The organism is Cupriavidus sp. PET2-C1, from assembly GCF_054515855.1.
The window spans coordinates 2,533,229-2,555,659 of the sequence record NZ_CM137260.1 but is presented as its reverse complement, the minus strand read 5'-3'; the positions used below and the strand labels follow the sequence as shown (position 1 = coordinate 2,555,659).

General features: G+C 66.4%; 20 protein-coding genes. 3 read left to right on the top strand and 17 right to left on the bottom strand.

Annotation, left to right across the window (positions count from 1 at the left end; genetic code table 11):
• Positions 1-138 precede the first annotated feature (138 nt).
• Together ACX12D_RS31415 and ACX12D_RS31410 are read right to left on the bottom strand one after the other, a co-directional pair.
• On the bottom strand, positions 139-3,216 hold the full coding sequence (locus ACX12D_RS31415; RefSeq protein WP_459374907.1) for an AAA family ATPase: 3,078 nt from the start codon (positions 3,214-3,216) through the stop codon (positions 139-141).
• Positions 3,213-4,358 carry an exonuclease SbcCD subunit D gene (locus ACX12D_RS31410; RefSeq protein ID WP_459374906.1) on the bottom strand — a complete coding sequence of 382 codons (1,146 nt, stop codon included), beginning with the start codon at positions 4,356-4,358 and terminating at the stop codon, positions 3,213-3,215. Before ACX12D_RS31410 ends, ACX12D_RS31415 begins: the two co-directional genes overlap by 4 nt.
• Positions 4,359-4,568: 210 nt before the next feature.
• Here ACX12D_RS31410 and ACX12D_RS31405 point away from each other — a divergent pair, with 210 nt between their 5' ends.
• Positions 4,569-4,913: a NirD/YgiW/YdeI family stress tolerance protein gene (locus tag ACX12D_RS31405; protein WP_459374905.1), complete on the top strand. Its 345-nt coding sequence runs from the start codon at positions 4,569-4,571 to the stop codon at positions 4,911-4,913.
• 89 nt (positions 4,914-5,002) lie between these two features.
• Here the strand turns inward: ACX12D_RS31405 and ACX12D_RS31400 are convergent, their stop codons facing one another.
• Positions 5,003-5,992, bottom strand: a complete 990-nt coding sequence (locus ACX12D_RS31400) for a Bug family tripartite tricarboxylate transporter substrate binding protein (protein WP_459374904.1) — start codon at positions 5,990-5,992, stop codon at positions 5,003-5,005.
• Between the two features lie 400 nt (positions 5,993-6,392).
• Here ACX12D_RS31400 and ACX12D_RS31395 point away from each other — a divergent pair, with 400 nt between their 5' ends.
• Both ACX12D_RS31395 and ACX12D_RS31390 read left to right on the top strand, forming a co-directional pair.
• Entirely contained in the window at positions 6,393-7,250 is an 858-nt protein-coding gene (locus tag ACX12D_RS31395) for a helix-turn-helix domain-containing protein (RefSeq protein ID WP_459374903.1), read from the top strand.
• Between the two features lie 72 nt (positions 7,251-7,322).
• On the top strand, positions 7,323-7,649 hold the full coding sequence (locus ACX12D_RS31390) for a hypothetical protein (RefSeq protein ID WP_006165120.1): 327 nt from the start codon (positions 7,323-7,325) through the stop codon (positions 7,647-7,649).
• Between the two features lie 45 nt (positions 7,650-7,694).
• Here the strand turns inward: ACX12D_RS31390 and ACX12D_RS31385 are convergent, their stop codons facing one another.
• The 14 genes from ACX12D_RS31385 to ACX12D_RS31320 form a co-directional block, all read right to left on the bottom strand.
• Positions 7,695-9,065: a sigma 54-interacting transcriptional regulator gene (locus ACX12D_RS31385; protein ID WP_459374902.1), complete on the bottom strand. Its 1,371-nt coding sequence runs from the start codon at positions 9,063-9,065 to the stop codon at positions 7,695-7,697.
• Positions 9,066-9,103: 38 nt separating this feature from the next.
• Entirely contained in the window at positions 9,104-10,834 is a 1,731-nt protein-coding gene (locus ACX12D_RS31380; RefSeq protein WP_459374901.1) for a TadG family pilus assembly protein, read from the bottom strand.
• Positions 10,831-11,187 carry a DUF3613 domain-containing protein gene (locus tag ACX12D_RS31375; RefSeq protein ID WP_459374900.1) on the bottom strand — a complete coding sequence of 119 codons (357 nt, stop codon included), beginning with the start codon at positions 11,185-11,187 and terminating at the stop codon, positions 10,831-10,833. The genes ACX12D_RS31380 and ACX12D_RS31375 overlap by 4 nt, the downstream gene beginning before the upstream one ends.
• Before the next feature lie 77 nt (positions 11,188-11,264).
• A complete protein-coding gene (locus tag ACX12D_RS31370; protein ID WP_459376581.1) occupies positions 11,265-12,020 on the bottom strand; it encodes a pilus assembly protein TadD in 756 nt (251 codons plus the stop codon).
• 131 nt (positions 12,021-12,151) lie between these two features.
• Entirely contained in the window at positions 12,152-13,177 is a 1,026-nt protein-coding gene (locus ACX12D_RS31365) for a type II secretion system F family protein (RefSeq protein ID WP_459374899.1), read from the bottom strand.
• Positions 13,178-13,189: 12 nt separating this feature from the next.
• Complete coding sequence (locus tag ACX12D_RS31360) at positions 13,190-14,116, bottom strand: type II secretion system F family protein (protein ID WP_459374898.1); 927 nt, start codon at positions 14,114-14,116, stop codon at positions 13,190-13,192.
• Positions 14,109-15,425, bottom strand: a complete 1,317-nt coding sequence (locus ACX12D_RS31355; protein ID WP_459374897.1) for a CpaF family protein — start codon at positions 15,423-15,425, stop codon at positions 14,109-14,111. The genes ACX12D_RS31360 and ACX12D_RS31355 overlap by 8 nt, the downstream gene beginning before the upstream one ends.
• Position 15,426: 1 nt before the next feature.
• Positions 15,427-16,644: a pilus assembly protein gene (locus ACX12D_RS31350; protein WP_459376580.1), complete on the bottom strand. Its 1,218-nt coding sequence runs from the start codon at positions 16,642-16,644 to the stop codon at positions 15,427-15,429.
• Positions 16,645-16,682: 38 nt separating this feature from the next.
• Positions 16,683-18,044 carry a type II and III secretion system protein family protein gene (locus ACX12D_RS31345; protein ID WP_459374896.1) on the bottom strand — a complete coding sequence of 454 codons (1,362 nt, stop codon included), beginning with the start codon at positions 18,042-18,044 and terminating at the stop codon, positions 16,683-16,685.
• A 97-nt stretch (positions 18,045-18,141) separates the two neighbouring features.
• Positions 18,142-19,113 (bottom strand): Flp pilus assembly protein CpaB, encoded by a 972-nt coding sequence (gene cpaB, locus ACX12D_RS31340; RefSeq protein WP_459374895.1) that lies wholly within the window; start codon positions 19,111-19,113, stop codon positions 18,142-18,144.
• A gap of 82 nt (positions 19,114-19,195) precedes the next feature.
• Entirely contained in the window at positions 19,196-19,660 is a 465-nt protein-coding gene (locus tag ACX12D_RS31335; protein ID WP_459374894.1) for a TadE/TadG family type IV pilus assembly protein, read from the bottom strand.
• Positions 19,661-19,755: 95 nt separating this feature from the next.
• Positions 19,756-20,262, bottom strand: coding sequence for a prepilin peptidase (locus ACX12D_RS31330; protein ID WP_459374893.1), 507 nt, complete (start codon positions 20,260-20,262; stop codon positions 19,756-19,758).
• Positions 20,263-20,451 (bottom strand): Flp family type IVb pilin, encoded by a 189-nt coding sequence (locus ACX12D_RS31325; RefSeq protein WP_459374892.1) that lies wholly within the window; start codon positions 20,449-20,451, stop codon positions 20,263-20,265.
• 357 nt (positions 20,452-20,808) lie between these two features.
• Positions 20,809-21,984, bottom strand: coding sequence for a collagen-like triple helix repeat-containing protein (locus tag ACX12D_RS31320; RefSeq protein WP_459374891.1), 1,176 nt, complete (start codon positions 21,982-21,984; stop codon positions 20,809-20,811).
• Positions 21,985-22,431 lie beyond the last annotated feature (447 nt).

Genomic DNA, 22,431 nt, shown 5'->3' with positions numbered 1-22,431 from the left:
CGCCGGCAAATCGCTTGTGCGTTAGCCGGCCACGACCGTAGGGCAGTTGAAAGCTAGCTTGCGCAAGGGGGCCACCGCGGCCCGGAACATCGGACAGCTTACGCTCTTCGGGCCCCGCTGAGGTGGCCCTTGAGGCCGCTATGGCAATTGCAGCTCCGCCCGGCTGCCGCCGGCCCCGGCCCGGATCTCCAGCCGCACATCGATGCGCTCGCGCAGCTCGGCCACGTGGGAAATGATGCCCACCAGCCGCCCGGCATGCTGCAGGTCGATCAGGGTGCGGATGGCAAAGTCCAGGCTCTCGGGATCGAGCGTGCCGAAGCCTTCGTCGACAAACAAGGTATCGAGCTGGATCCCGCCCGCGCGCGACTGCACCACATCGGCCAGCCCCAGCGCGAGCGAGAGCGAGGCCAGGAAGCCCTCGCCACCGGACAGGGTATTGGCCGGGCGCGCCATGCCGGTGTCGTGGTCGAACACCTCCAGGTCGAGGCCGCCGGCGGTGCGCTGGTCGCCCTGCTGGCGCACGCGCTGCAGTTCATACCGGTTGCGGCTCATGCGCATCAGCCGCAGCGAGGCCGCTTCCAGCACCTCGTCGAGCAAGGTGGCCAGCACGAAGCGCTGAAATGTCATGCGGCGCGGATTGTTGCCGTTGGCCACTTCCGCCAGGCGGCCGAGCACCGCGTAGCTGCGCTCGATGTCCGCGCCCTTGCTGGCCAGCGCATCCAGCCGTTGCTGGCACTGCAGCAGGTTCTCGCGGCTGCGGTGCAGGTCGGCCTGCTGCCGGACCAGCGCCTCGAGCGCGCCAGCGGCGTCCGCCTGGGCCTGGCGCAGGGCGGCAAGATCGGGCGGGGCAAGGTCGCGCGCGGCGATGGCGGCGCGCTCGCGGCGATCGCCGGCAGCGGCCAGGTCGAGGTCGAAGCGATTGACCTGAGCGTCGGCTTGCTCCATCTGCGGGCCCGGCATGCGCGCCTCGGCATAGGCCTGGCGGGTGACAAAGCCAGCTTGCTCCAGCGCGCTCGCGAACGCGGCGCCCGCCTGCGTCTCCCGCATTGCATGGGTGGAGAGGCTCGCTTGCGCGGCGGCTTGCGCGGCCAGGGCGGCCGCCAGCCCCACGCCGGCCTGCTTGTCGGCCGCCTGCGCGGCGGCCAGTGCGGCTTCGCGCGCGGCAAGGTCCCCGCGTGCCTGTACCAGCGCCGCTGTCAGCCGCTCCGGCTCGCGCCGGTCCGGCGGCACCTGCGTGCTGGCGGCCTGCCATTCGCCCTGGAGCTTGGCGTGACGCTGGCCTGCATCCTGCACAGCGGCGGCGGCGGCGCGAATGGCCGCCTCGGCTGCCGTGAGAGCGGCTTGCTGCCGCTCGACTTCCGCGGCCAGCGGCTGGCAGCGGCCGGCGGCCGCCTCTGCCGCCTGTTGCTGCTGGCGCAGCGCCTGGATGGCGCCGGCAAGCTGCTGCCTGGCCGCCGCCGGGTCTTGCGCGGCGCCGTCGGGCATGCCCGCCGCTCCCGCCGCTTCGCGCAGCTCATCCAGTTGTTCCTGCCGGTGCTTGGCGGCCAGCAACGCACCCTGCGCACGGCTGGCCGCGCCCTGCGCCGCCTGGTCGGCAAGCCGTGCGGCCTCGCGGGCCAGGTCCAGTGCCTCGTCGGAAACCGGTGCATCGACGTGCTGCGCCAGCTGCGGGTGCGCGGTGCTCCCGCAGACAGCGCACGCCTGGCCATCATGCAAGCCGGCAGCCAGCCGCGCGGCTTGCCCGGCCCGCCAGGCCTGCTCCGTCTCGCGCAGGCGCAGCAGGCTTGCCGCCTGCTGCGTGGCGGCTTGCTGCGCGGCGAGCTGGTCGGCGTCGGCCTGCCGGCGCGCTTGCTCGCACTGCGCCAGCGTGGCGGCGTATCTGTCGAGCGTGCTTGCCTGCTGCGCCAGGCCGGCCTGCTTGAGCTGGATCGTCTCCAGCCCGCGCGCGCCTTCCTGCGCCTGGGCCTGGCTGGCCTCGGCCTGGCGCAACGTGGCGGTGACTTGCTGCTGCGCCTGCAGCGCCCCGGCATGGGCCGCGCCCGCTTGCGCCTGCTGGCGTGCGGCAGCCTCCAGCTCCTGCTGCAGCACGCCGAGCCGCTGCGCCTGCGGCAACATGGCCTCCAGCTCCGTCACCTGTTTTTGCGCCGTCTGGCGCTCGCCGGCACGGGCCACTTCGGCCGCAAGCCCCGCCGCGGCGGTGGCCGAGACAGCGGCGCATTCGGCAGACCGCGCGCTTGCGGCGGCCAGCGCTTGCTGCGCTTGCTGGTGTTCCTGCACGGCCTGCCCCAGATGCTGCTCGAACGGCTGCACCTGCATGGCACGGCGTGCGGCCTGCAGCCGCTGGCGCTGCGCCTCCATCTCGGGCCGCTGCGCCATCAGCGCAGCATGGGCCGCCTCGGTATCGCGCTGCTCCCGCAGGCGGGCATCCGTGTGCTCGCCTTGCCGGGTTGCCAGCGTGGCCACCTCCAGCAAGGTGCGCGCGGCCACATCGCGCTGCTGCAGTTCGGCTAGCTGGGCCTGCAACCCTGCAGCCTGCTCCCGCAGCGCGTCCATGGACTCCAATTGATACTGCTGCAGCAATGCCGTCTGTTCGATGCGCAGGCGCTCGGCTTCCTGGCGAATGCCGGCCGCCTGCCCCTTGAGCAGTTCCTCCACGCGCCGGTACAGCTCGGTGCGGAACAGCCGCTCGAGGATGGCCTGGCGGCTCTTGGAATCCGCCGTGAGCAATTCGCGAAAGCGCCCCTGCGGCAGCACGATCACCTGGCGGAACTGGCTGCTGTCAAAACCAAGCAGGTTGCGCACGAAGTCATCGACCTTGTTGGGCTGGCTCGCCTTGCTGATCCAGCCCGCGTCGCCCATGACATCGAGCTGGGCCTTGGGCGTTTCCTTGACTGTGCCCTCGCCACGCAGCTTCGGCCGCTCCTGCGCGGGCGAACGCGTGGCCAGGTAACGCTGGCCCCCCAAGCTGAACTCGAACGTCACCTCCGTGCGCAAGGCCGGATCGGCGTTGGCGCTGCGCATGTCCTGGGCGCTGCGCTCGCCGCCGGAGGTGTCGCCGTAGAGCGCAAAGCAGATCGCGTCGAGCAAGGTGGTCTTGCCCGCGCCGGTGGGGCCGTGGATCAGGAAGAATGCCCGCTCCCCGAGCCGGGTGAAGTCGATTTCCTCGCTGGCGGCAAACGGGCCGAAGGCTTGCAGTTTCAAGCGCAGCGGTCTCATGCGGACTCCCGGTCTGCGCGGGCAATGCCCTCAAGCACCTGGTCGATCACGCGGCGCTTGTCGTCGTCCAGCTCTTCGTCCGCCACCTCCTTGAAGAAGTTGGCGAACAGCTCGCCGGTATCGAGCTGGCGCAGGCGCTGGCCCGCCGCCCCCGCCTCGCCCGTGCGCGCCAGCACGGCGCGCTCGATGGCGAGCGCATTGGGATAGGCCTGGCGCAAGCGCGCCATCGGATCGAGCAAGGCGCCGTTGTCGGTCAACACCGCGTGGATGTAGTCGTCGCGCCGCGGGTCGGCCGCGCCTTGCGCCAGCAGATCGGCCAGTTGCCCTTCAACGATGCGCAGGTCGCGCCGGGGCGACAGCGCGATCGGCTCGATGCTGACCGCGCCATCGGCCGCCAGCTCGATCAGCGAGACCGACTTGGCATGCGTGACTTCGGACAGCGAGTACTTCAGCAAGGAGCCGGCGTAGTGGATGCGCTGGCTGAAGGTCTGCGGGCGATGCAGATGGCCAAGCGCGACCAGGTCGAAGCCGTCGAACACGCTGGCGGCAACGGCACCGCTGCCGCCAACCGACAGCGGCCGCTCGGATTCGCTGGCCTCGCCACCGATCACGAAAGCGTGGGCCACCACCACCGAACGCGCCTGCGCCGGATGGCTGGCGCGGATCGCGTCCAGGCGCGCCGCCAACGCCGCCTCGTGCCCGGGCAGCTCCATGTCGAAGGCGTCGCGCACGGTTGCGGGCTCGGCATAGGGCAAGGCGTAGATCCGTACTTCGCCATGGGCATCGGACATGGTCACGCAGGTGGCATCGCGCTCGGTGATGCCGGCCACGTGCAAACCCTGCGCCGTCAGCAGCCGTGCGCCGAAACCAAGCCGCTGGGCGCTGTCGTGATTGCCCGCGATCATCACTACCGGAATGCCGGCATCCACCACGATGCGGGCCAGCACGTCGTCCAGCAGCGCCACGGCCTCGGGCGGCGGCACCGCGCGGTCATACACGTCGCCCGCGATCAGCACCGCATCCGGCCGGCGCTCGCGCACCAGCGCAACGAATTGGTCAAGCACCCAGGCCTGGTCTTCAAGCAGGCTGCGCGCATGGAATACGCGCCCGAGATGCCAGTCGGCAGTGTGAAGAAAACGCAATGTGAATCCCTAGCAGTGTGTGGGCGGCCCGGAGCGGACCGCGGCGGCAGGCGCCATCATAACGTTGCCCGGCCGTCATTCAGCTTCGGTTCAGCCAGCACTCTCCACAATGGGCGCCGAGCTAGTGCAAAAGCACCGCCTCCGGCACAACGGGCTGGCCAGGTTGCCACCCACAGCCGGTATGTTTCAACCAGACCTGAGAGAGAACGCATGAAACGCATCCTGATCGCGGCAGCACTGACGGCGACGGCCGCCTTGGCACAAGCACAGTACGTGGGCCCAACCACGGTTCCAACGACCACCGTCAAGGCGTTGACGGAGCAAGGCAAGGATGACCAGCACGCCATGCTGCGCGGGCAGATCCTCAGCAGCGTGGGCCACGAGCATTACCAGTTCGACGACGGCACCGGCCAGATCCGGATCAAGATCGACAAGAAGCTGTGGCCTGCCGGGAAGCCTGTGGACGCCACCACCAAAGTCGAGCTGCTGGGAGAATACGACAAGGCGCTCTTCGGCGACTCCAAGTTCAAGGTCAAGCAGATCCGCATTCTCTAATGCATAGCGCAAAAACGGCGATGCCCGGGCCGTAGGCACCCGGGCATCGCCGCACTGACGTCTGGAAGACTGGAAGACTGGAATCCGGATTATTCCTGGATATTGGCTTCGCTCACGATCTTGCGGTACGACTCGGTTTCCTTGGCGATAAAGCTGCGAAAGGCGGCGGCGTCCTTCGCGTCGATGTCGACACCCGATTCGGACAGCTTGCTCTTCACTTCCGGCGCGTTAATGGCGCGAGCCAGTGCGTCGGTCAGCTTGTCGGTCACCGCCTTGGGCGTGTTGGCCGGCGCGAACAAGCCAAACCACAGGCGCATATCCACATTGGCCAGTGCCTTGTTCTCCGCCAATGCCGGGATATTGGGCGCGGCATGCGAGCGCGTGGCCGAGGTCACGCCGATCGCTTGCAGCTTGCCCGACTTGATCTGCGGCAGCGCCGTCGACAGCACCAGCACGCCCAGCTCGATCTGGTTTGCCATCAGGTCGGCGATGGCCGGCGCGCCGCCCTTGTACGGCACGTGGGTCATATCGACCTTGCTGGCGCCGCGGATCAGCTCTCCCGACAGATGCAGCGGCGTGCCGATGCCCGAGGTGCCGTAGTTCACCGGCTTCTTGCTCTTGGCCAGCGCCAGGAAACCCGCCACGCCCTGGATGCCGGAATGCGCGCCGGAGACCAGCACCATGGGCTGCGAGCCCACCATGCGCAAGGGCACGAGATCCCGCTGGCCGTCGTACTTGATCTTCGGGTTGGTCAGCTTGGCGATCGAGATTTCGCTGTTGGAACCCAGCAGCAACGTATAGCCGTCGGCCGGCGCGTTGATGGTCTTGAGCGCGCCGATGGTACCGCTGGCGCCCGGCGCATTGTCCACCACCACCGATACACCCAGGTCCTGGCCAAGGCGCTGGCTCAGCACGCGCGCCACCAGGTCGTTGCTGCCGCCGGCGGCGTAGGGCACGACGATGGTGATGGGCCGGTCCGGATAACCGGCGGCCTGGGCAGGCGCTACGGCGAGGGTCAGCGTGGCGGTCGTAGCGATCGTGATGGCGGCGGACAGCGCCGTGGCGAGGGACTTCTTCATCGGATTCCTTTTCTGGCGCCTGAAGCGCTCCTTTGGTGTGGCAAGCGTGATGCGGGAAACCAGCGGATTGCCGGCCTCATGATGCGGATCGCAATATACATGCCATCCAAAAAACTAGCCAAGTCTCGTTTACGAGACTATCCAGGCGTTGACGCCGTCTTCATGCACCACAATCGAGCATCAAAGGCATATTGATGCACAAAGTACGGCCGATCCGGATCATCCGGCCGTCGCGGGTATATCGTCCGGAAGCACGAATGCCTTGAACGCGGAGAAGCACGGCGGCATGGCATTTCGACACGATGCTTCTCTCGCCATCCGGCCACGGCCCATGCTAGGATGGGTCTTGTCTTCTTTTTGAGATTCCCTGAGGATGGACGCTCCGCTCGCTGCCGGCCCAATGGTTGATTTCGTTGAAATCGGCAATCGCCTGCGCGCCTACCGTCTAGGCGCGGGAATGCGCGCGGAAGCCATCGCCGAACAGCTCGGCGTATCGCGGGCCGCGATCTACCGCATGGAGAAGGGCGACATCGTCAAGATCGAGACCCTTGGCCGTCTCGCCCAGTTGCTCGGCACCTCGCTGGCATCCATGCTGGGGGTCGAGTCCGAGTACTACTACTCGGCCGTGGCGTATATCGAGCGCATGCGCCAGCTCGAGCATGGCGCGACGCGCATCCTGGCCCATTTCGAACCGATCTCCTACCTGCTGACCTCGCCCGATTACGCCGGCCACCTGCGCCAGATGCTGGCGGAGAGCCCGCAGCCGGCGCCAGCCGCAACCATCGACGCCCTGCTGGAGCTGCTGGAAGAGCGCAAGCAATCGTTCGCGCGCAGCGTGCCCCCCATCACCAGCCTGATCGACCTGCGCTCGCTGGAGCGCTTCGTGCATTTTGGGTTGGTGGGACGGCTGGACCTGCCGCCCGCGGTACGCATGGAGCGCTCGCTGGCAGCCCGGCGCGAGATCGAACGCGTGATCGACCTGCTGGACGCGCAGCCCATCGGCCTGCAGATCGGCATCGTCGACGGCAGCATGCCCAACGTGACCTTCCAGGTCTTCGAGCGGCCCGGCAAGGCTTATGTGGCCACCAGCCCATTTCGTTTTGGCGAGTTTCCCAACGTGTCCACTGGCATCGCCACCGTGACCGCAGCGCCCGAGGCGGTACGGCTTTACACCACCATGGTCAATGACCTATGGCAACGCGCCTACAAGGGGCGCGATGGCGCCGCGCTGCTGCGGCGCATGTTGAACAGCGTATGAGCGGGCACGATCCGCCCTGCTGCCATTTACATCTGACTTACCGAACCCGTTTTCACTAACCGATATTGCGCCATGACGCTTGAAACCACCCTCCAGCAATTCCAGGATTCGCTCCCCGGCACCGACGCTTTCGTGACGGTGAAGAAAGCCACGCGCGAGCTGATCGACACCGACCCCGCGCACGCCGCGGCCTACTTCCTGCTGTACGGCTTCGCCCGCTCGTACGTGCTGCTGTACGAAGACCAGGCAGTGACCATGGACTTTGCCGAAGCCGCCAAGCAGGAACTGCTCGGCTACATGCAAGGCATTGCGCGCACGCTGCACGGCGAGCCCGCCGCGCTGCTGGCGGAAATGAACCGCATCGTCAGCGCTTACCAGGGCGGCAAGAAGACGTTCTGAAGCGTTGTGAAGCGCAGCGCCCCCGCGCCATGGCACGGGGGCAATTCACGCCGGCTCGGCCTCGTTGTCGGCGATCTGGAACTTGCGCATCTTCTCCCACAGCACCTTGCGGCTGATGCCCAGGCTGGCCGCCGTATCCTGGCGCCGCCAGCTATTGGCATCCAGCGCGGCCACAATGCGGCGGCGCTCCTCGGTCTCGCCGCGCCAGTCGGCCGTGCGCTCGCTGCTGTCGAACGCGCCCGGGCGCAGGCTGCGGAACAAAGGCCGGATCCGCGCCTCGTCCCAATGCCCGGTCTGCTGCACGGTAATGCCGATGCGCTCGGCCAGGTTGCGCAACTCGCGCACATTCCCCGTGAAGAACGCCGTGCCCACCGCACCCTTGAGCCAGTCAGGCACGGGCGGCAAGGCATCCAGGCCCGACGGCCCGAGCATCTGCTTGAGAAACGACACCAGCAACGCCACCTTATCGACGGCGCCCCGCTCCTCCAGGCTGGGCAGCCGCAGCTCGATCACCGCCAGCCGGAAATACAGGTCAGCACGGAAGCGGCCCTGCGACACGGCCTCGCGCAGATCCTTGTTGGTGGCCGCGACCAGGCGGAAATCCAGCTTGACCGGCATGGTCGAGCCCAGCCGGGTCAGCGCGCTCTCCTCCAGCACGCGCAGCAGCTTGACCTGCTGGAACAGCGGCAGGTCGCCGATTTCATCCAGGAACAGCGTGCCGCCGTTGGCCTGCTCGAAGAAGCCGCGGTGCGCGAACATCGCACCGGTAAACGCACCCTTGGCATGGCCGAAGAACTGCGACTCGAACAGGCCATCGGGAATCGCCCCGCAATTCACGGCAACGAACGGTCCCTTGCCATAGATGTTGTTGCGCTCGTGGAAGCGCTGCGCGATCCGCTCCTTGCCCGCGCCGGTCTCGCCATACAGCATCACGTTGCTGCCGAAATCGGCGAAGGTCTCCACTTGCGACAGGAACTGCTGCATGGCGGGCGACTCCGCCACCAGATCCGCTACCGCGTTCGCGGGCTCGGCCGCCGCCAGCAACTGCGGCAGCAGCTTGCCGATCTGGTTGCGCAAGTCGGGCCCCGTGAAATCATCGGCCAGGATATGCGCATACTCCGCGGGAAAGCGCCCCGGATCCGTCTCGCGCCCCGGCGCCGCCACCCACACCACGGGCATGCCGTGGGCCGCCTCCCAGTCCAGCGCGGTGAACTTCGCCGCGCCGATCACCGAGACGCTGATGACCGCCACGCACGGCTTCAGGCGCGGCTCCGCGGGCAATGCCTCCAGCGCGCCGGCGCGGATCACGTCCACGCCAAGCGGCGACAGGAAACGCGCCACGCGCTCGGCAATGTCAGACTTGCCTTCCCATACATATACTTCAAGGCTCTCGTAAGCCCAGCGATCTGTCTTCATCTGTCTTCCGCCGTATAGCGATTAGCCTGCTGCATGGCTCAGAACACCAGCTCGGCGTTGTTACAGTCGATTCCTTGCATCCAGACCGTGGCGCCGCCGAGGTTGAGACCCAGGAGGCTGAGCAAGGCAGTGACGATGGGATCAAGCAAGGTAAACAGCGGCTTCAGCAAGTCCTTCAGCGGCAATGGCAGGCTTACGGGAAGCCCAAGCACGGTCACCGTGATGACCAGGTTCAGGTTGTCAAGCACGTCGGCCGCCACGCCGCTCAGCACCGACGTCGTGGAAACGCTCGCGCTCTGCCCCGGTGCCAGCGTCATGGTCGACGTATTGACTGGAACGGCGCCCGTACGCGGACTGCCCGACGCAGTGATGTTCACGGCCATCAGGCCCAACACATCCAGGTTCACCAGCGTCACCGGACCCGAAGCGCAGCCGCTGCCGCTGGCCGCCGCCAGACAGGCTTTGACCACGCCGGTGTTCACGCTCAGCGTGGCGCGGCAATCCGCCCGCGCCGCTGCGCACTGGATGCTCTGCAGCGAAGCCGAGGCCTCGGCCAGCTCCACATAAAGCGGCACATTGAGCGTCACGATCTGGGGCAAGATGCCTCCCCCCACATTGAGCGCCACCGCCAGCCGCAAGCCCACTGCCGCCGTATGCGCCGTCGTCTGCCAGGTCGGCGGCGCGCTGCTCAGCTGCCGGGCCGGCCCCACCGCCATCACCGGCGGCCTCACGATGTACAAATTGGCGTTCACGCCGCCGATACCCGTCGGCAGATTGACGTTCAGGGGCAGCTGGATAGCCGAGTTGCCATTCGCCACCTGCGCGCCGAGCGTCAGCAAGCTGGCGACGTTAAGCGCCACATCGGCCGCCGACGACGCCGCCGGCGCCAGCACGCCCAGGTTGAGCAGTTGGCCCAGCCCGACATTCGCCTGCACTCCGCTCAGGCCGAGCTGCGTCGGCGGGCTGCCCAGCGCGGTGGACAACAGCGCATCCTTGCCAGCTGCGCCTAGCACCAGTGCATAGAACTGCTGGATCGACAGCGAAGTCTTCAGCAACTCGTCGATGGTGCCGACACCCAGCTTCAGGCGCAACTGGTCTAGCGTGACATTGGCGTTGAGCAAGCCCTGCCAGTCCAGCGCGGAGAACTTGACGGAGCTGCCCAGCAACAGGCTCAGCAAGCTATTGCCGGAATTGAAATCCAGCAACCCGCTACCCAACGAGAACGACGCCACCGGCGGGCTCGCATTGGCAATCGCCTCCGCGCGCAACTGGCGCGATGCGCTGCCGGGAATCACGAACAGGATCGGCACGGTCTGGGTCACCACCACCTGCACCGCGTTTGCCGATAGCTTGGTGGTGTCGTAGCCGGCGTTGAAGTGCCGTACGGTGTCGCTCCCAGTGCTGTAGGCCGGATCCCATACGCCCAGGCAGACACGCATGCCATCGGCATCGCTGCTGCCCGCTGCGCTGCAATTGGCGCTCGCCGTACCGGCGTAGTCATTCTGCGCGCCAGCCGATTGCGTTGCGCTCAGCACATTGGCCGACACGGTGGCGGCAGCCGCGGCTTGCTTGAGCTGCTGCGCGCCGGCCAGTGCGGCCATGTCGGCGATCTTTTGCAACTGGCGCTGGCGGTAAAACACATGGCCGACATCGATCGACACCAGCGAACCGATCGCAACCGTGGCCAGCAGCAGGGCGCCAAGCACGCCGATGGCACCGCGCTGCCCGCGTCGGCGCCCGGCGACAAGATGCGAGCAGCAGCGGATCATCGGCCTGCCACTCCCTGGCCTGCGCCGCCGGCGCCATTTTTCGACCCCGCCTGGCCCGTGTAGAACTCGGGGATCGGATAGGTGAACGTCGCCATATAGCGCTGGTAGGACAGGGCTGCCTGCTCCCCATGCAACACCTGCTGCTCGCCGGCCTGCGCGCCACTGCGCTGGATCTCGAGGATGCCACGGGTATGCGGGCCAATCTCTTGCCGGGCTGGTCGCGCCGACGGTGTGGCAGGTGCGTCCGTCTGGGCCTCGGCGGGGAAGGCGCCCAACCCGAGCACGGCGAACGCTAGCGCCAGTCCGCTGCGGCGGGCATGGCCGCGCAGGTCTCTTGTCCCGGTCTGGTTCATGGAAATCTCCTGGGTTGGTGCGGTCGGCACGGACGATGGGTATCGGGTATTGCGAGGCTGTGCCATCCAGCGATCTCTCATGGCGTGGCCTGGATGATGTCGGTCAGGCGCTGATGGTTCGGGCCGGCTGTCCCGGCGGCGGCAAGCCGGGCCGATTGTGGCGCGGTCTGCGCCACGGCCTGCTGCGCGGCGACGCGCTCGCGTTGCGTGCCCGCGCGCCGGACCCGCTCCGCCTCCTGCATCACCGCCTTGCGCGTTGCCTCGGGCAGGCCAGCCCGCTGCATCAGCGACGCCGCCTGGTCACGCTTGCCGTCGGCTGCGAGCCAGACCGCCGCGTTGCTCACCACGCGCGGGTTCTTGCCATCGAGCTGCAGGGCCTGCATCACCGGCACGCGCGCCTGGGCCAACGCACCCGTGCGCATCAGCGCGTAGCCCAGGTCGTTGGCCACCTGCGCATTGGTGGGATCCGCGCCGGCTGCCAATTGAAACGCTGTCGCGGCAGCGGCAAAATCGTTCCTGCGACCGGCGATCAGGCCCAGGCCGTGGTAGGCGCGCGCCTGCACCGAAGTGGCAGCCAGGCTGCGATAGGCCTGCTCGGCAGCGGCATCCTGATTGGTCTCGCGCAACGCGTCCGCGCGCATCAGCGTCATCGCCGGCGACGCGCCGAAGCGCTTCTCGTAGACGTCGATATGCGCGAGCGACGCGAAGTACAGGCCCTCTTCCTGCATCTTGCCGATCAGGCCGAGGTAGACCGATTTATCGTCATAGATGGCCCGGTCCTGCTTGTCGCGCAGCTTGGACAGCTCCACCTGGGCATCGGCCTGATCGCTCATGCGGGTGGCCAGGCTGGTGCCGCAGCCGGATAGCACGGCCAGGGCCAGTGCCGATGCCAGGCCGGTTAAGGAGCGCACGGGCCAAGGCGATCGATATCTCGTCTTGCTTCCCGAGCGCTTGTCTTGTTTGTTCATTTCGGTCCCCCCGACATATGCGCCAGCATTCTTATCACGCCCAAAAAGCCGGGTCCGGCCGTGATGATCAGCAATACGGGCAGCATGGTCACCACCATGACTGCAGTCATCTTCACGGTCAGCTTCCCCACCTGTTCTTTCATGCGCGCCTTGCGCGATTCCTGCAGGCGCAAGCCGAATTGCCGCAGTGGCTCCTGAACGGCCCCGCCGAATCGATCCACCTGGCTAAGCATGGTGATCAGGCTTTTCAGGTCCTCGCTGTCGAACAGCTTCCCGATGCGCTGGAGCGTCTGGTCGCGCGACCGGCCCGAGGCAAACTGCTGGTTGGCTCGCATCAGCTCAGGGCCAAGCACACGCAGCATGCCGCCGAACTCGGCCACGATCACCTGCAGGCTCTGATCGATCGACAGCCCCACGCCCTGTAGCAAGCGCAGCATGTCGACCAGCACGGGCAACTCATCCTCCAGGCGCAGCATGCGGCTGCTGGCCCGACGTTGCAGCGCCCATTTCGGCGCTAGGAAACACACCGCGAACGTGACGAAGGCCCACATCATTGCGCCCATCAGCGATGTGGGCAAACGCCATGCAAAGACCCCTGCCGCCAGGGCCACCGGCAATGACAGGCGCAGCCCCCCAAATATGGCCCGGGCCTTGTCACCGTAAAAACCACACTGCTCAAGCAAGCGCTGTTCTTCGGCCGTCACCACGGCCTTGCCCAAAGGCGACTCAAGCCAACGCTGGTCAAAGCGCTTGCTAAGCTGGCCGCCCAGCCGCGCACCAATGCGAGCGCCGGCACTTTGGGCCGCGGCGGCGTTGGCAGCATTGGCGGCGCTGGCCGGAACCGTGGCGGGAGCATCCGGCGCGACGGCGGCAGCGGCGGCCGCCTGTCGCGAGAGCGCAGCATCGATGGTCCGCTCGGCGCGGTGACGTTGCCGCCATTGCGCCACCAGCGGCAAGGCCAGGGCGGCTAGCCCGATGGCCGCCGCGCATAGGCTCAGCGAGATCAAGGTGGTGCTATCCATGGTCCCTTGTTCCTATACCGACCTGGCCAGGCGATAGAGCATGGCCGCCCCCATCACCTCCAGTACCACGGCAACCAGCAATAGCGTCTTGCCGGCCGGGTCGCGCCACATCATCATGATGTAGGCGGCGTTCATCACAAACATCATCCCGGCCACCACCATCGGCAGCAAGCCAAGCACCCAGGCCGACAACCGCGTCTCGGACGACAGCGCGTGCAGTTCCTGCTGCGCTTGCTGACGGTCTCGCATGAAGGCGGCGGTACGCTCCATGACAATGTCCGCGCGACCGCCGTAGCGCACCGCGAGACGTAGCACGGAAGACAGCAGCATCAGTTCGTCAACCTGGTAGATCCGCGCGACCTGCAAGACCGCCTGATCCAGTTCCTTGCCTGCGCGCTGCAAGTGGATGGCCTGCACCAGGCACTGGCGCAATGGCGCCTCGGTATTGCCGATGGCAGCCTGAAAGGCCGAAGGCACGCTGCTGCCGATGCTCATCATCCGGACTACCGCATCGAGAAACGACGGCAACTGCTGGCGAAGCCTCTGCCCGGTACGACGGGCTCGGTTCCAGAGCATGAAATAAAGGATCACCAGCCCGATTGACAGCGCGGCCAATGCAGCCAGCCAACCGCCCATGGCAACGCCCACTAGCCCCAAGCCGACGATGGAACCACCCCACAGCGCATATGTGCGGCGCGTCGGTGCCAGGTCCGCACGGCGCAGGAAATCCGCCCACTTGCGCCGCAGGTCGTGCTGCTTCCTGCCGGCTTGCGGCTCTGGCGTGGTCGCATAGCGTGCCTTGACCTGCTCGGTCTGCGCTTGCAAAAACGCACGCGCGCTCTCTTCCTGCGCGCGCGCCTTGGCGCTGGACAGCAGTAGCAGGCCCAGTCCGAGCAAAACGAGAGCGGCCGCCGCAACGACCAGCGCCGCGCTAGACATCGAAGCGGTCGTCCAGGCCAAAGTTGTTCGGGCGCATGCGCGCTAGCTTGGGCGAATGCGGCAAGATGCCAAGCGAGAGCCAGCGGTCTACCTCGTTGCCGTCGGGGCCGACGAACGGCTCGTGGCGGAACAGCTCCTGGGTCGAGATGATGTTGTCGCCAAGGCCGGTGACCTCCGTGATCGAGAGGATGCGGCGCTTGCCGTTGGAGAGCCGGCCGATCTGCACGATAAAGTCGATGGCATTGGCAATTTGCCGGCGCAGGCTGGCCTCGCTGCCCTGGAAGCCGGCAAAGCCGGCCAGCATCTCCAGGCGGTACAAGCACTCGCGCGGGCTGCTCGAGTGGATGGTGCCCATGGAGCCATCGTGCCCCGTGCTCATGGCCTGCAGCATTTCCAGCACCTCGCCGCCGCGCACCTCGCCCACGATGATGCGGTCGGGCCGCATCCGCAGGCTGTTGCGCAGCAGGTCGCGGATCGACACCACGCCCGTGCCTTCGAAGCCGCCGGGGCGGCTCTCCAGCCGCACCACGTGCGGATGGTTGAGCGCCAGTTCCGCCGTGTCCTCGATGGTGATCACGCGCTCGCCGTCGGGCACATAGGTGGCCAGCGCGTTGAGCAGCGATGTCTTGCCCGAGCTGGTGCCGCCGCTCACAAGGATATTGCAGCGGGCCTTTACGGCAGCCTCGAGCAGTTCGTTGACCTCGGCGCTCATGGTGCCCAGGCCTTGCAGGTCCGCGGGCGTCAGCGGGTCCTTGCGGAATTTGCGGATCGACACCACCGGGCCGGCCAGCGCCAGCGGGGGAATCACCACGTTGATGCGCCCGCCGTCCGGCAGGCGTGCGTCGACCATGGGATTGGACTCATCCAGCCGGCGCCCGATCGGCGCCAGGATGCGGCGCACGATGCGCAGCAGATGCCCGCTATCGGCAAAGCGCACGGGGATGCGTTCCAGCACGCCGTGCCGGGATACATAGACATCCAGGTGCCCGTTGACCAGGATGTCTTCCACCGCCGGGTCGTTGAGCAAGTCCTCGATCGGGCCGAAGCCCGCCAGCTCCTTGGTCAGCGCCTCGGCGATCTGATGCAGCTCGGCCTCGTTGATGGGGATGCGGCGCAGCCGCGTGAAGCTCTCCAGCTCCAGGTCGACAAAGCGGTTGATCGCGGTGCGCGACCAACGGCCGAACTCCGCGCCCAGCTCCTCGATGCGGGTGAGCAGATGCTCATGGGCCGCTTCCTTGATGTTCTGGAATTCCTGCGAAGCAGGAAAAGGCGCGGCGGAGTTATCGGAGAATTCGATGGCTTGCGACATGTCAGTTCCCAGCCCGCTCAGCACGTATCACGCGCATGGCGCGTAGCGCTTCGGGCAGTTTTTCTTTTACCCGGCCCAACAAGCCAGCTTCGCTTGCAGTGCCGGCACGGTATCCCAGCCGATCCACCAACTGGCCAACAGCACGGACATAGGGATCGGCGGGGCTGTCATCGGCCAGCACCACGCCACGGTTGAGCGCCAGCACCAGCGGCTCGCGCCGGTCGGGCAAGGTGCCGACCGATGGCGCCTCCAGGCGCTGCGCAATCTGCTGGGCATCCACGCCCAGGCGCGCCTCGAAACGCGAGACCAGCAAGTGCAGGTCCTCGCGCTCCACCTCGCGCTTCTTCAACTCCTGGAGCAACTCCGCGGCCGAGACGATGGCGCCGATGCTCTGGTCCACCACCAACACCACCATGTCGGCGGCCTTGACCAGGTGCGCCATGAAGTCGACATTGCTAAAGCCGCCCAGGTCCACCACCTGCAGGTCAAAAAAAGCGCGCAGGCGATTCAGTAGCCCGAGCGCCTCCATGAACGAGATATCCCGCATCTCCGCCAGGGTGGCCGGCAGCGGCAACACGGCCACGCCATTGCCGTGGCGCGCCAGCGCGGTCTGCACGAAAACCTGGTCGAAGCGCCGCAGGTTGCGTACGCCTTCGACAAAATGAAAGCCGGGGCTGATGTTCATGTACAACGAGCCGTCGCGCGATGGCAGCCCCAGGTCCATCAACAGCACCTCGCCATGGCTGCGCTTGCGCACCGCCGCCGCGAGGTTGGTCGCCAGCGTTGTGGCACCCACGCCCACGCGCGCGCCAAGCACCGCCACGACCTTGCCCCGGCGTGCCGGCTCCGCCTGGACGCGCACCGCCAGCAGCCTGCGCACGATCTCGATCGCGCCGGCCGGCGGCGCGGTCATGTCGATGAAGTCTTTGGCGCCGGCCCGCAGCGCGGCCAGCATGATGTCCGGCTCTCCCGCGTTGCCCACCGCCACCAGCGGCAGCCCCGGGTACAGCTTCGTCACGTGCTCGGCCAGCCGGCTTGATGCCAGCGCCTGCTCCCGCGAAAAATGCAGGAAGACCATGCCGGGATTGACCGTGGCGATCTGCTCCACGAAGGCATCCTGCGGGCCAGCCTCGACGACCAGCCGGCCCAGGTTGCCGAGCGCGTTGGCCAGCCATTGGCGCGGCTCCGGCTGTGCGGTGTTGAACAGGAAAAAGTCCATCTGACCCTGCCTTGCGCCGTCGTCCTGCTTGCCCAATGTCATTTTGAAAACCCTGGCAGCGTCGGATCGACGTATTCGCCAAGCACGTACCGGCCCCACACATTGGGATTGCCGCTGGTGCGCCCATCCTCGCTGACCGCGGCCACGGCCGCCGCGCCCTTGGCGAGCGGGCGCACCAGGCGCGGCGTGACCACGATCATCAGCTCGCGGTCTTCCTGGTTGAAGTTCAGGTTGCGAAAGAAGGTGCCGATGATCGGCAGGTCGCCAAGGAAGGGCACCTTGTTGACGTTGCTGACCGTGGTACGGCTGACCAGCCCGCCAATCACGAAGCTCTCGCCGTCGCCGAGTTCCACCGTGGTATCGGCGCGGCGGGTCACGATGGCAGGCACCATGGCCCCGTTGATCGATATGCCGCGTGACGGATCGAGATCGCTGGCTTCAGGCGCCACCTTCAATGCAATGCGATCCTTGGCCAGCACGGTGGGCGTCACGGTCAAGCCGATGCCGAAGGGCTTGAACTGGATGGTGGTCGTGCCGAGTGCCTGCGGCACCGGAATCGGGATCTCTCCGCCGGCGAGAAAGCTCGCGCTCTGCCCTGACAGCGCCACCAGGCTAGGCTCGGCCAGCACCCGCGCCATGCCATTGCTCTCCAGCACGCTCAGGTTGGCGAAGATCCCGTGCGAAAGCGACGCCGCGACAAGATTGAAGGCGCTGCTCATCGGCAAGCTGATATCGGTGCTGAGCGAGCCTTGTGCACCTCCGGTTCCTGGCGCGAAGGTGACCTTGTTCAACGACGACGGGGAAAAGGTACCGAAGGCGAAGCCGCCGCTGTTCCTGAAGAAGTTGAACCCCACCTCCTTGAGTACAGTCTTGCTGACCTCGACCACCTTCACGTCGACCTGCACAGTGCTGCTGACTGGAATCGTGGAACGATCGATCACCACACCGCCCTTGCCCTCAGCCGTGGCAGTGGCTGCGCGCGCCACCAGCTGCGCGCGCAGCGATGCCTGCGCATCGCGCGCCTCGCCGCTGATCAGCGCGCCCCCGCCAGATACCGCTACGTCTGGGCCACCAGGCTCGCCTCGCGTCGCATCCACCTGCACCCGGTAGGTTTGCGCGGCTTCGCCACGCGCCCAAACCATGAGCTCGGTGGCGCCGGGCTTCTTGGCCACCACCAGCACGCCGTTGGCACCCGTGCCGCTCTTTAGCAGCAACGCATCCGCCACGGCAGGATTGCCGATCGCCACGCGTTCAAGTGGCTTGTTCAGACGTAGCTCACGCTGGCTACCCACCACCAGCTTCAGATCACGCACACCGCCATCGGCCTGCTGCGCCCATGCCGCGGGGATGGTGCAGCAGACCGTCAGGATGGTGGCGGCCCCGGCAAGAATGGATTTCATCAATCGACTATCCAGAAGTAACACTGAAAACACCAATCCAAGCGCAATCCGGCGGGCCTGCACGAGGCATGCTTCGACCACGACGGCGTGCCTTGCTTCATTCGATCTCGCGCTTGCCGCCGCGGATCATCTCAACACTGTTTTGCGCAACGCTGCTCGCGCTCGCGCCATGCACGCGCTGCGCGATGGCTGCGGGCACCGGGACAGGCGGTGGCGCTGCCTTGACAGGAAGCGCTTCGCCCCGTGCCCCACCCGCGATCCCTGCCAGCGCAACGCCTGCCATTGCGCGATCGGATGGCGCCAGCGCTGCGGCAGGCGCCCCGCCTTTTGCCTGCGCCTTCGCCTGCAATACCGGCGCGGGATCCTCAAACAAGCCTTCGGTGGGAACGTCCGGATCCTCGGGGTTGCGCAGGGCCAGCAACAGGCGCCCGGTTTGCTGCGCGATAGCCAGCTTGCCGACGTTGGCCACCGGCACTGCCAGCACGGCGGTCTTCGCGCCTTCGCGGCGCGCCATCATTTGCTCGGGCGGGGGCTTGGCGGCTTCATTGACCGTCCCCGCGCCATAGGCCAGCACGCGCAGGCGCGCGAGCAGCATGCGCGCCTGGCTGCCTGCGATCTCCTGTCCATCGCGGCGGAACACCGCGAACACATCGACAAAGTCGCCCGGCTGCACCTGATTGCCAACGCCGATCACTTCATCAACCGCGACCGCTACCGCGCGCTCGCCCTCTTTCACCTGCGTGGCAAGACCTGCCAGCAGCTGGCTTTCGAGTACCGGCACGTTCGCGCCGACGCTGACCAGCGGCACCTGGCCTGCCACGCGGGCCACCTCGGTGTAAGCCCCCGCCGGATTGATGGGCAATTGCTCTACCTTGAGCGCGTCAACGGGGACTGGCTTGCCGGCTTCGATCGGCTTCGCTGTGACCACCACCGGATACGACTGCGCGCTTCCCACCACGGGCTCCGCTGGTTTGGCCGGCGTACGCGCCACGCGCCACGCGAGCAACGCCAGCAACGCGGCAAGGACGAGCAGCACGATGGCAAGCACGCGGATCTGTTTGCTGGTCATGCGAACTCTCTGGTTTGGATAAATGGAATCTGGCTTGGGCACATGTCGACAAACGGCGTCCGCTCGTGGCGTGGGCAGATCCTCATGTGTCAGGGGCCAGTTGCACCGTCGCGCTGCCAGTCAGCGTTGTGGGAATGGGTACCCCAGGTATGACCGGCAAGAGCGCGCTTGAGGGAAGGTTCAGCGTCACCGTGACGCAGACTGAGCCGCTCGGATTGGCGCAGGCAACAACTTGCGCAATATTGGCGGTGGGAATGACGCTGCTGATTGAGGCAGGCAGCACGGCCAAGGCCGTCGTCGACGCTGCACTCACCCGCAAGGCTTGCGTGGCGGCTGCGTTATTGGCTGATGCCCCGCTGGGGTAACGCAGGGCGGCACGGGCACCTTCTTCCGCGGCAAGCGTCAGTGTCTGCTGCAGTGCCAGCACGATGCCGAAATAGACAATGCCGATCACGACAGCCAGAAGAACCGGCAGCACGATGGCGAATTCAAGCGCGGCCGTTCCGGACGAGCGCGTCCGCACGGCGTGGTTTCCCCGCAATGGCATACTTCACCCGGTTATCTTTTACTTTTTTTGCGCCAACCGGTGACGCGGGCGCCAGGCGGTTGGCAATTGGCTATCAGACCCCGCCCGCGCGGCAGCTACCTTCCCAAAATCATCCAGACCAACAAGCCGATCGCAAGGTACGCGGCGTACGGAATGCCGCGTGCCTCCGCGGCATGGCGCGCCGCGCCAGGGACGCTCATGCCGCCTCCTCGCTGCAGCAAGCTTGCGAAATGGTCTCGCCATACAGCCCAGACCGCGCCAGCTTGCATGCGCACCAGCAAGGCATGCGCAAGCGCCAGCAGGCTGCCGACGACCCATACCGTCACCAACCCCGTGGGGCCAGTGAACAAACCTGTGACGGCGAAGAACTTGATGTCGCCCGCGCCCATGCGGCCGAGTGCATAAACCGGCAACATGACCAGCAAGCCCACCAGAAAGCCGAGCAGCCGCGAAATCAGCCCAGGCTCAGGAGCCGGCCCGAACGCAAGCGCCAGGCTCATTGCCACAATCGTGGCAACCAGCACGGCATTTGGTACTTTGCGATAAGCGAAATCGGTCCAGATGATTGCCGCGCAGAATAACGCGGCAATTAGGGCTAACACTTAGCCACCGGATGCGGGAAGAATGGCAGTGACCTTGCTGCTCAAGCGAGTGAACAGAGCACTGACGTCGGTGCCTAGTTGAGTGACCGTGGTGATAAGAGCCAGAGCAATGAGACCTGCAATCAACCCATACTCGATTGCAGTTGCCCCTTGTTCGTCCCGAAGAAAGCGTGCCAAAGCGTTTTTCATGATGTCACTCCGATTTTGATTTATTACATCACCCAGCGTCCGCTTACCCCTTCGATACCGCCTCGCTCTTGTGGCCAGGCTAGTACCGAGCGGTAACGCTGGTGAACAATTTATAGATCAAAGCCATGTATCAACCATACCCCCCCTTGGAGTTATAGTTGTCTCAGCATAATGGCTGACGTCCGTTTGAAAACAGTGTTTTTTTAAAGAGCAAAAGTTCTACTCGCGTCAAATACCACACCCGTTCGGGTGAGCCATGTGGCGCGGTGTGATGTAAAAGGATGCGCAGCCGCGGGGTAAGGACGACTGCGCACCGTAAAGACGTATTCGACGTATTCGACGTATTCAGATCGACGATTAACGAGCCAGGCCGCCGAGCAGATTGGTCAGCCCCGGCGCGTTCGGCGTGCTCGATGTCGTCGAAGCCGCGCCCGCTGCCGCGTTGCGCGCGCCGCTCAGCACACCCGTCACAGGTGCCAGCAAGCCGGCCAGAGGCCCCAGCGCGCCGGCAGTGCCAGTGCCTGCGGAAGCGCCACCCGTCACGCCGCCAAGCAAGCCGGTCACGGGTGCCAGCGCGCCTGCTGCGCCTGCGCCCGTGCCCGAGCCGGAACCGCCCGCGATGCCACCCAGGGGCAGGTTGCCGAGCAACCCGCCGAGCGGATTGCCGCCGGTGCCGTTGCCGTGCACCAGCACACCGGCCCCGGCGACGGTCTTGCCGGCTTCGGTCACGACACCGCCGAGGCTGGAGACCAACGGGGCCTGGGCGTTGGTCAGCAGGCTGCCGCCGCTGGCCACGGAGTTGCCAAGGGTGGCCAGCAATTTGTCCAGCGGCGCGCCAAGGCCAGTGGCTCCGCCAACCGTTTGTGTAACGGTGGTGAGCTGCGTGGTCAGCGGCACGATCACCTTGCTCACGCTGCCGGTGACTTGCGCCACGGGGCCGGTCGAGAGCGCCTCGCCGAGCTTGCCGCCGGCCATCGTCACCGCGCCGCCAACCTGATTGACCAGGCCGCCCACGGGTGTCGTCACCGCACCTAGCGGCGCCAGTTGCCCGGTACCGAGGCTGCTCACGAGATCACCCGCGCTCGATACCGTGACGCCGGCTTTCTGCACCACGTTGCCCGTGCTGGACACGGTGATGCCAAGCGGATCGGTGACTGCACCCATATTGCCAAGGCCGTCGCGCACACCCACGCCTAGCGTGCCGACCGTGTTACCCGCGTTTACCACTACGCCGCCGAGCGCGTTGCGCGTGGCGTCAGGAAGCAGCGGCACTTGCGCAGCCTGGATCTGCTTGCCGATATCGCTCACCGCATTGCCCGTTGCCACCACCGTATTGCCCGCGCCTTCAGTGACCTTGGCGGTGGGCGTGATGTCGGGCGTCGCAGCCGGTTTGTTCGGAGGAGGCGTGGTTGGCGTGACGGCGCTGGGGCTCACGCCGCTGCCGGATCCGCCGGAGGAGCAACCTGCCAGCAGCAACAGTGCGGCGGCACAGGCGAGGGTCATGGATGACATCGGGGCGAAATGCGCTTTCATGGGATCTCCTGGTCTTCCTCGCGGAAGGTTCTCCTTTGGAACTGCAATCGAATTGGCTCTTGGACGATGCATGCGAAGCCTTGAGCGCGGAACGCAATACCGCAATACGACTGGGGCGTTTGCTCCGCGCCGCGCTGTGCGCCGCGCTTGTCGGGAGCCAATACCGCAAGCTGCGTGCCACCCACGTGGCACGCAGCCCGCAATGCAGTCCATCAACCCTGGCGCCGCCGCGCAAACCGTTGTTTGACGCGGGATGGCGAGCATGGGCCAGTCACTCGTCGCGTGGCACTACAAGGCGGCCCCATGCCGCGCGGCGTGTTACGTGCTACGTAACGTGTTCCCCCCTCGATGTTCCCGATGTGCAACTGCGCACCCACCGTCTGCCCACGCGCTGCCGACACGGTGGCATGCGGCCGCGGCGCAGGGAACAAGTCCGCGTTGTTCCCT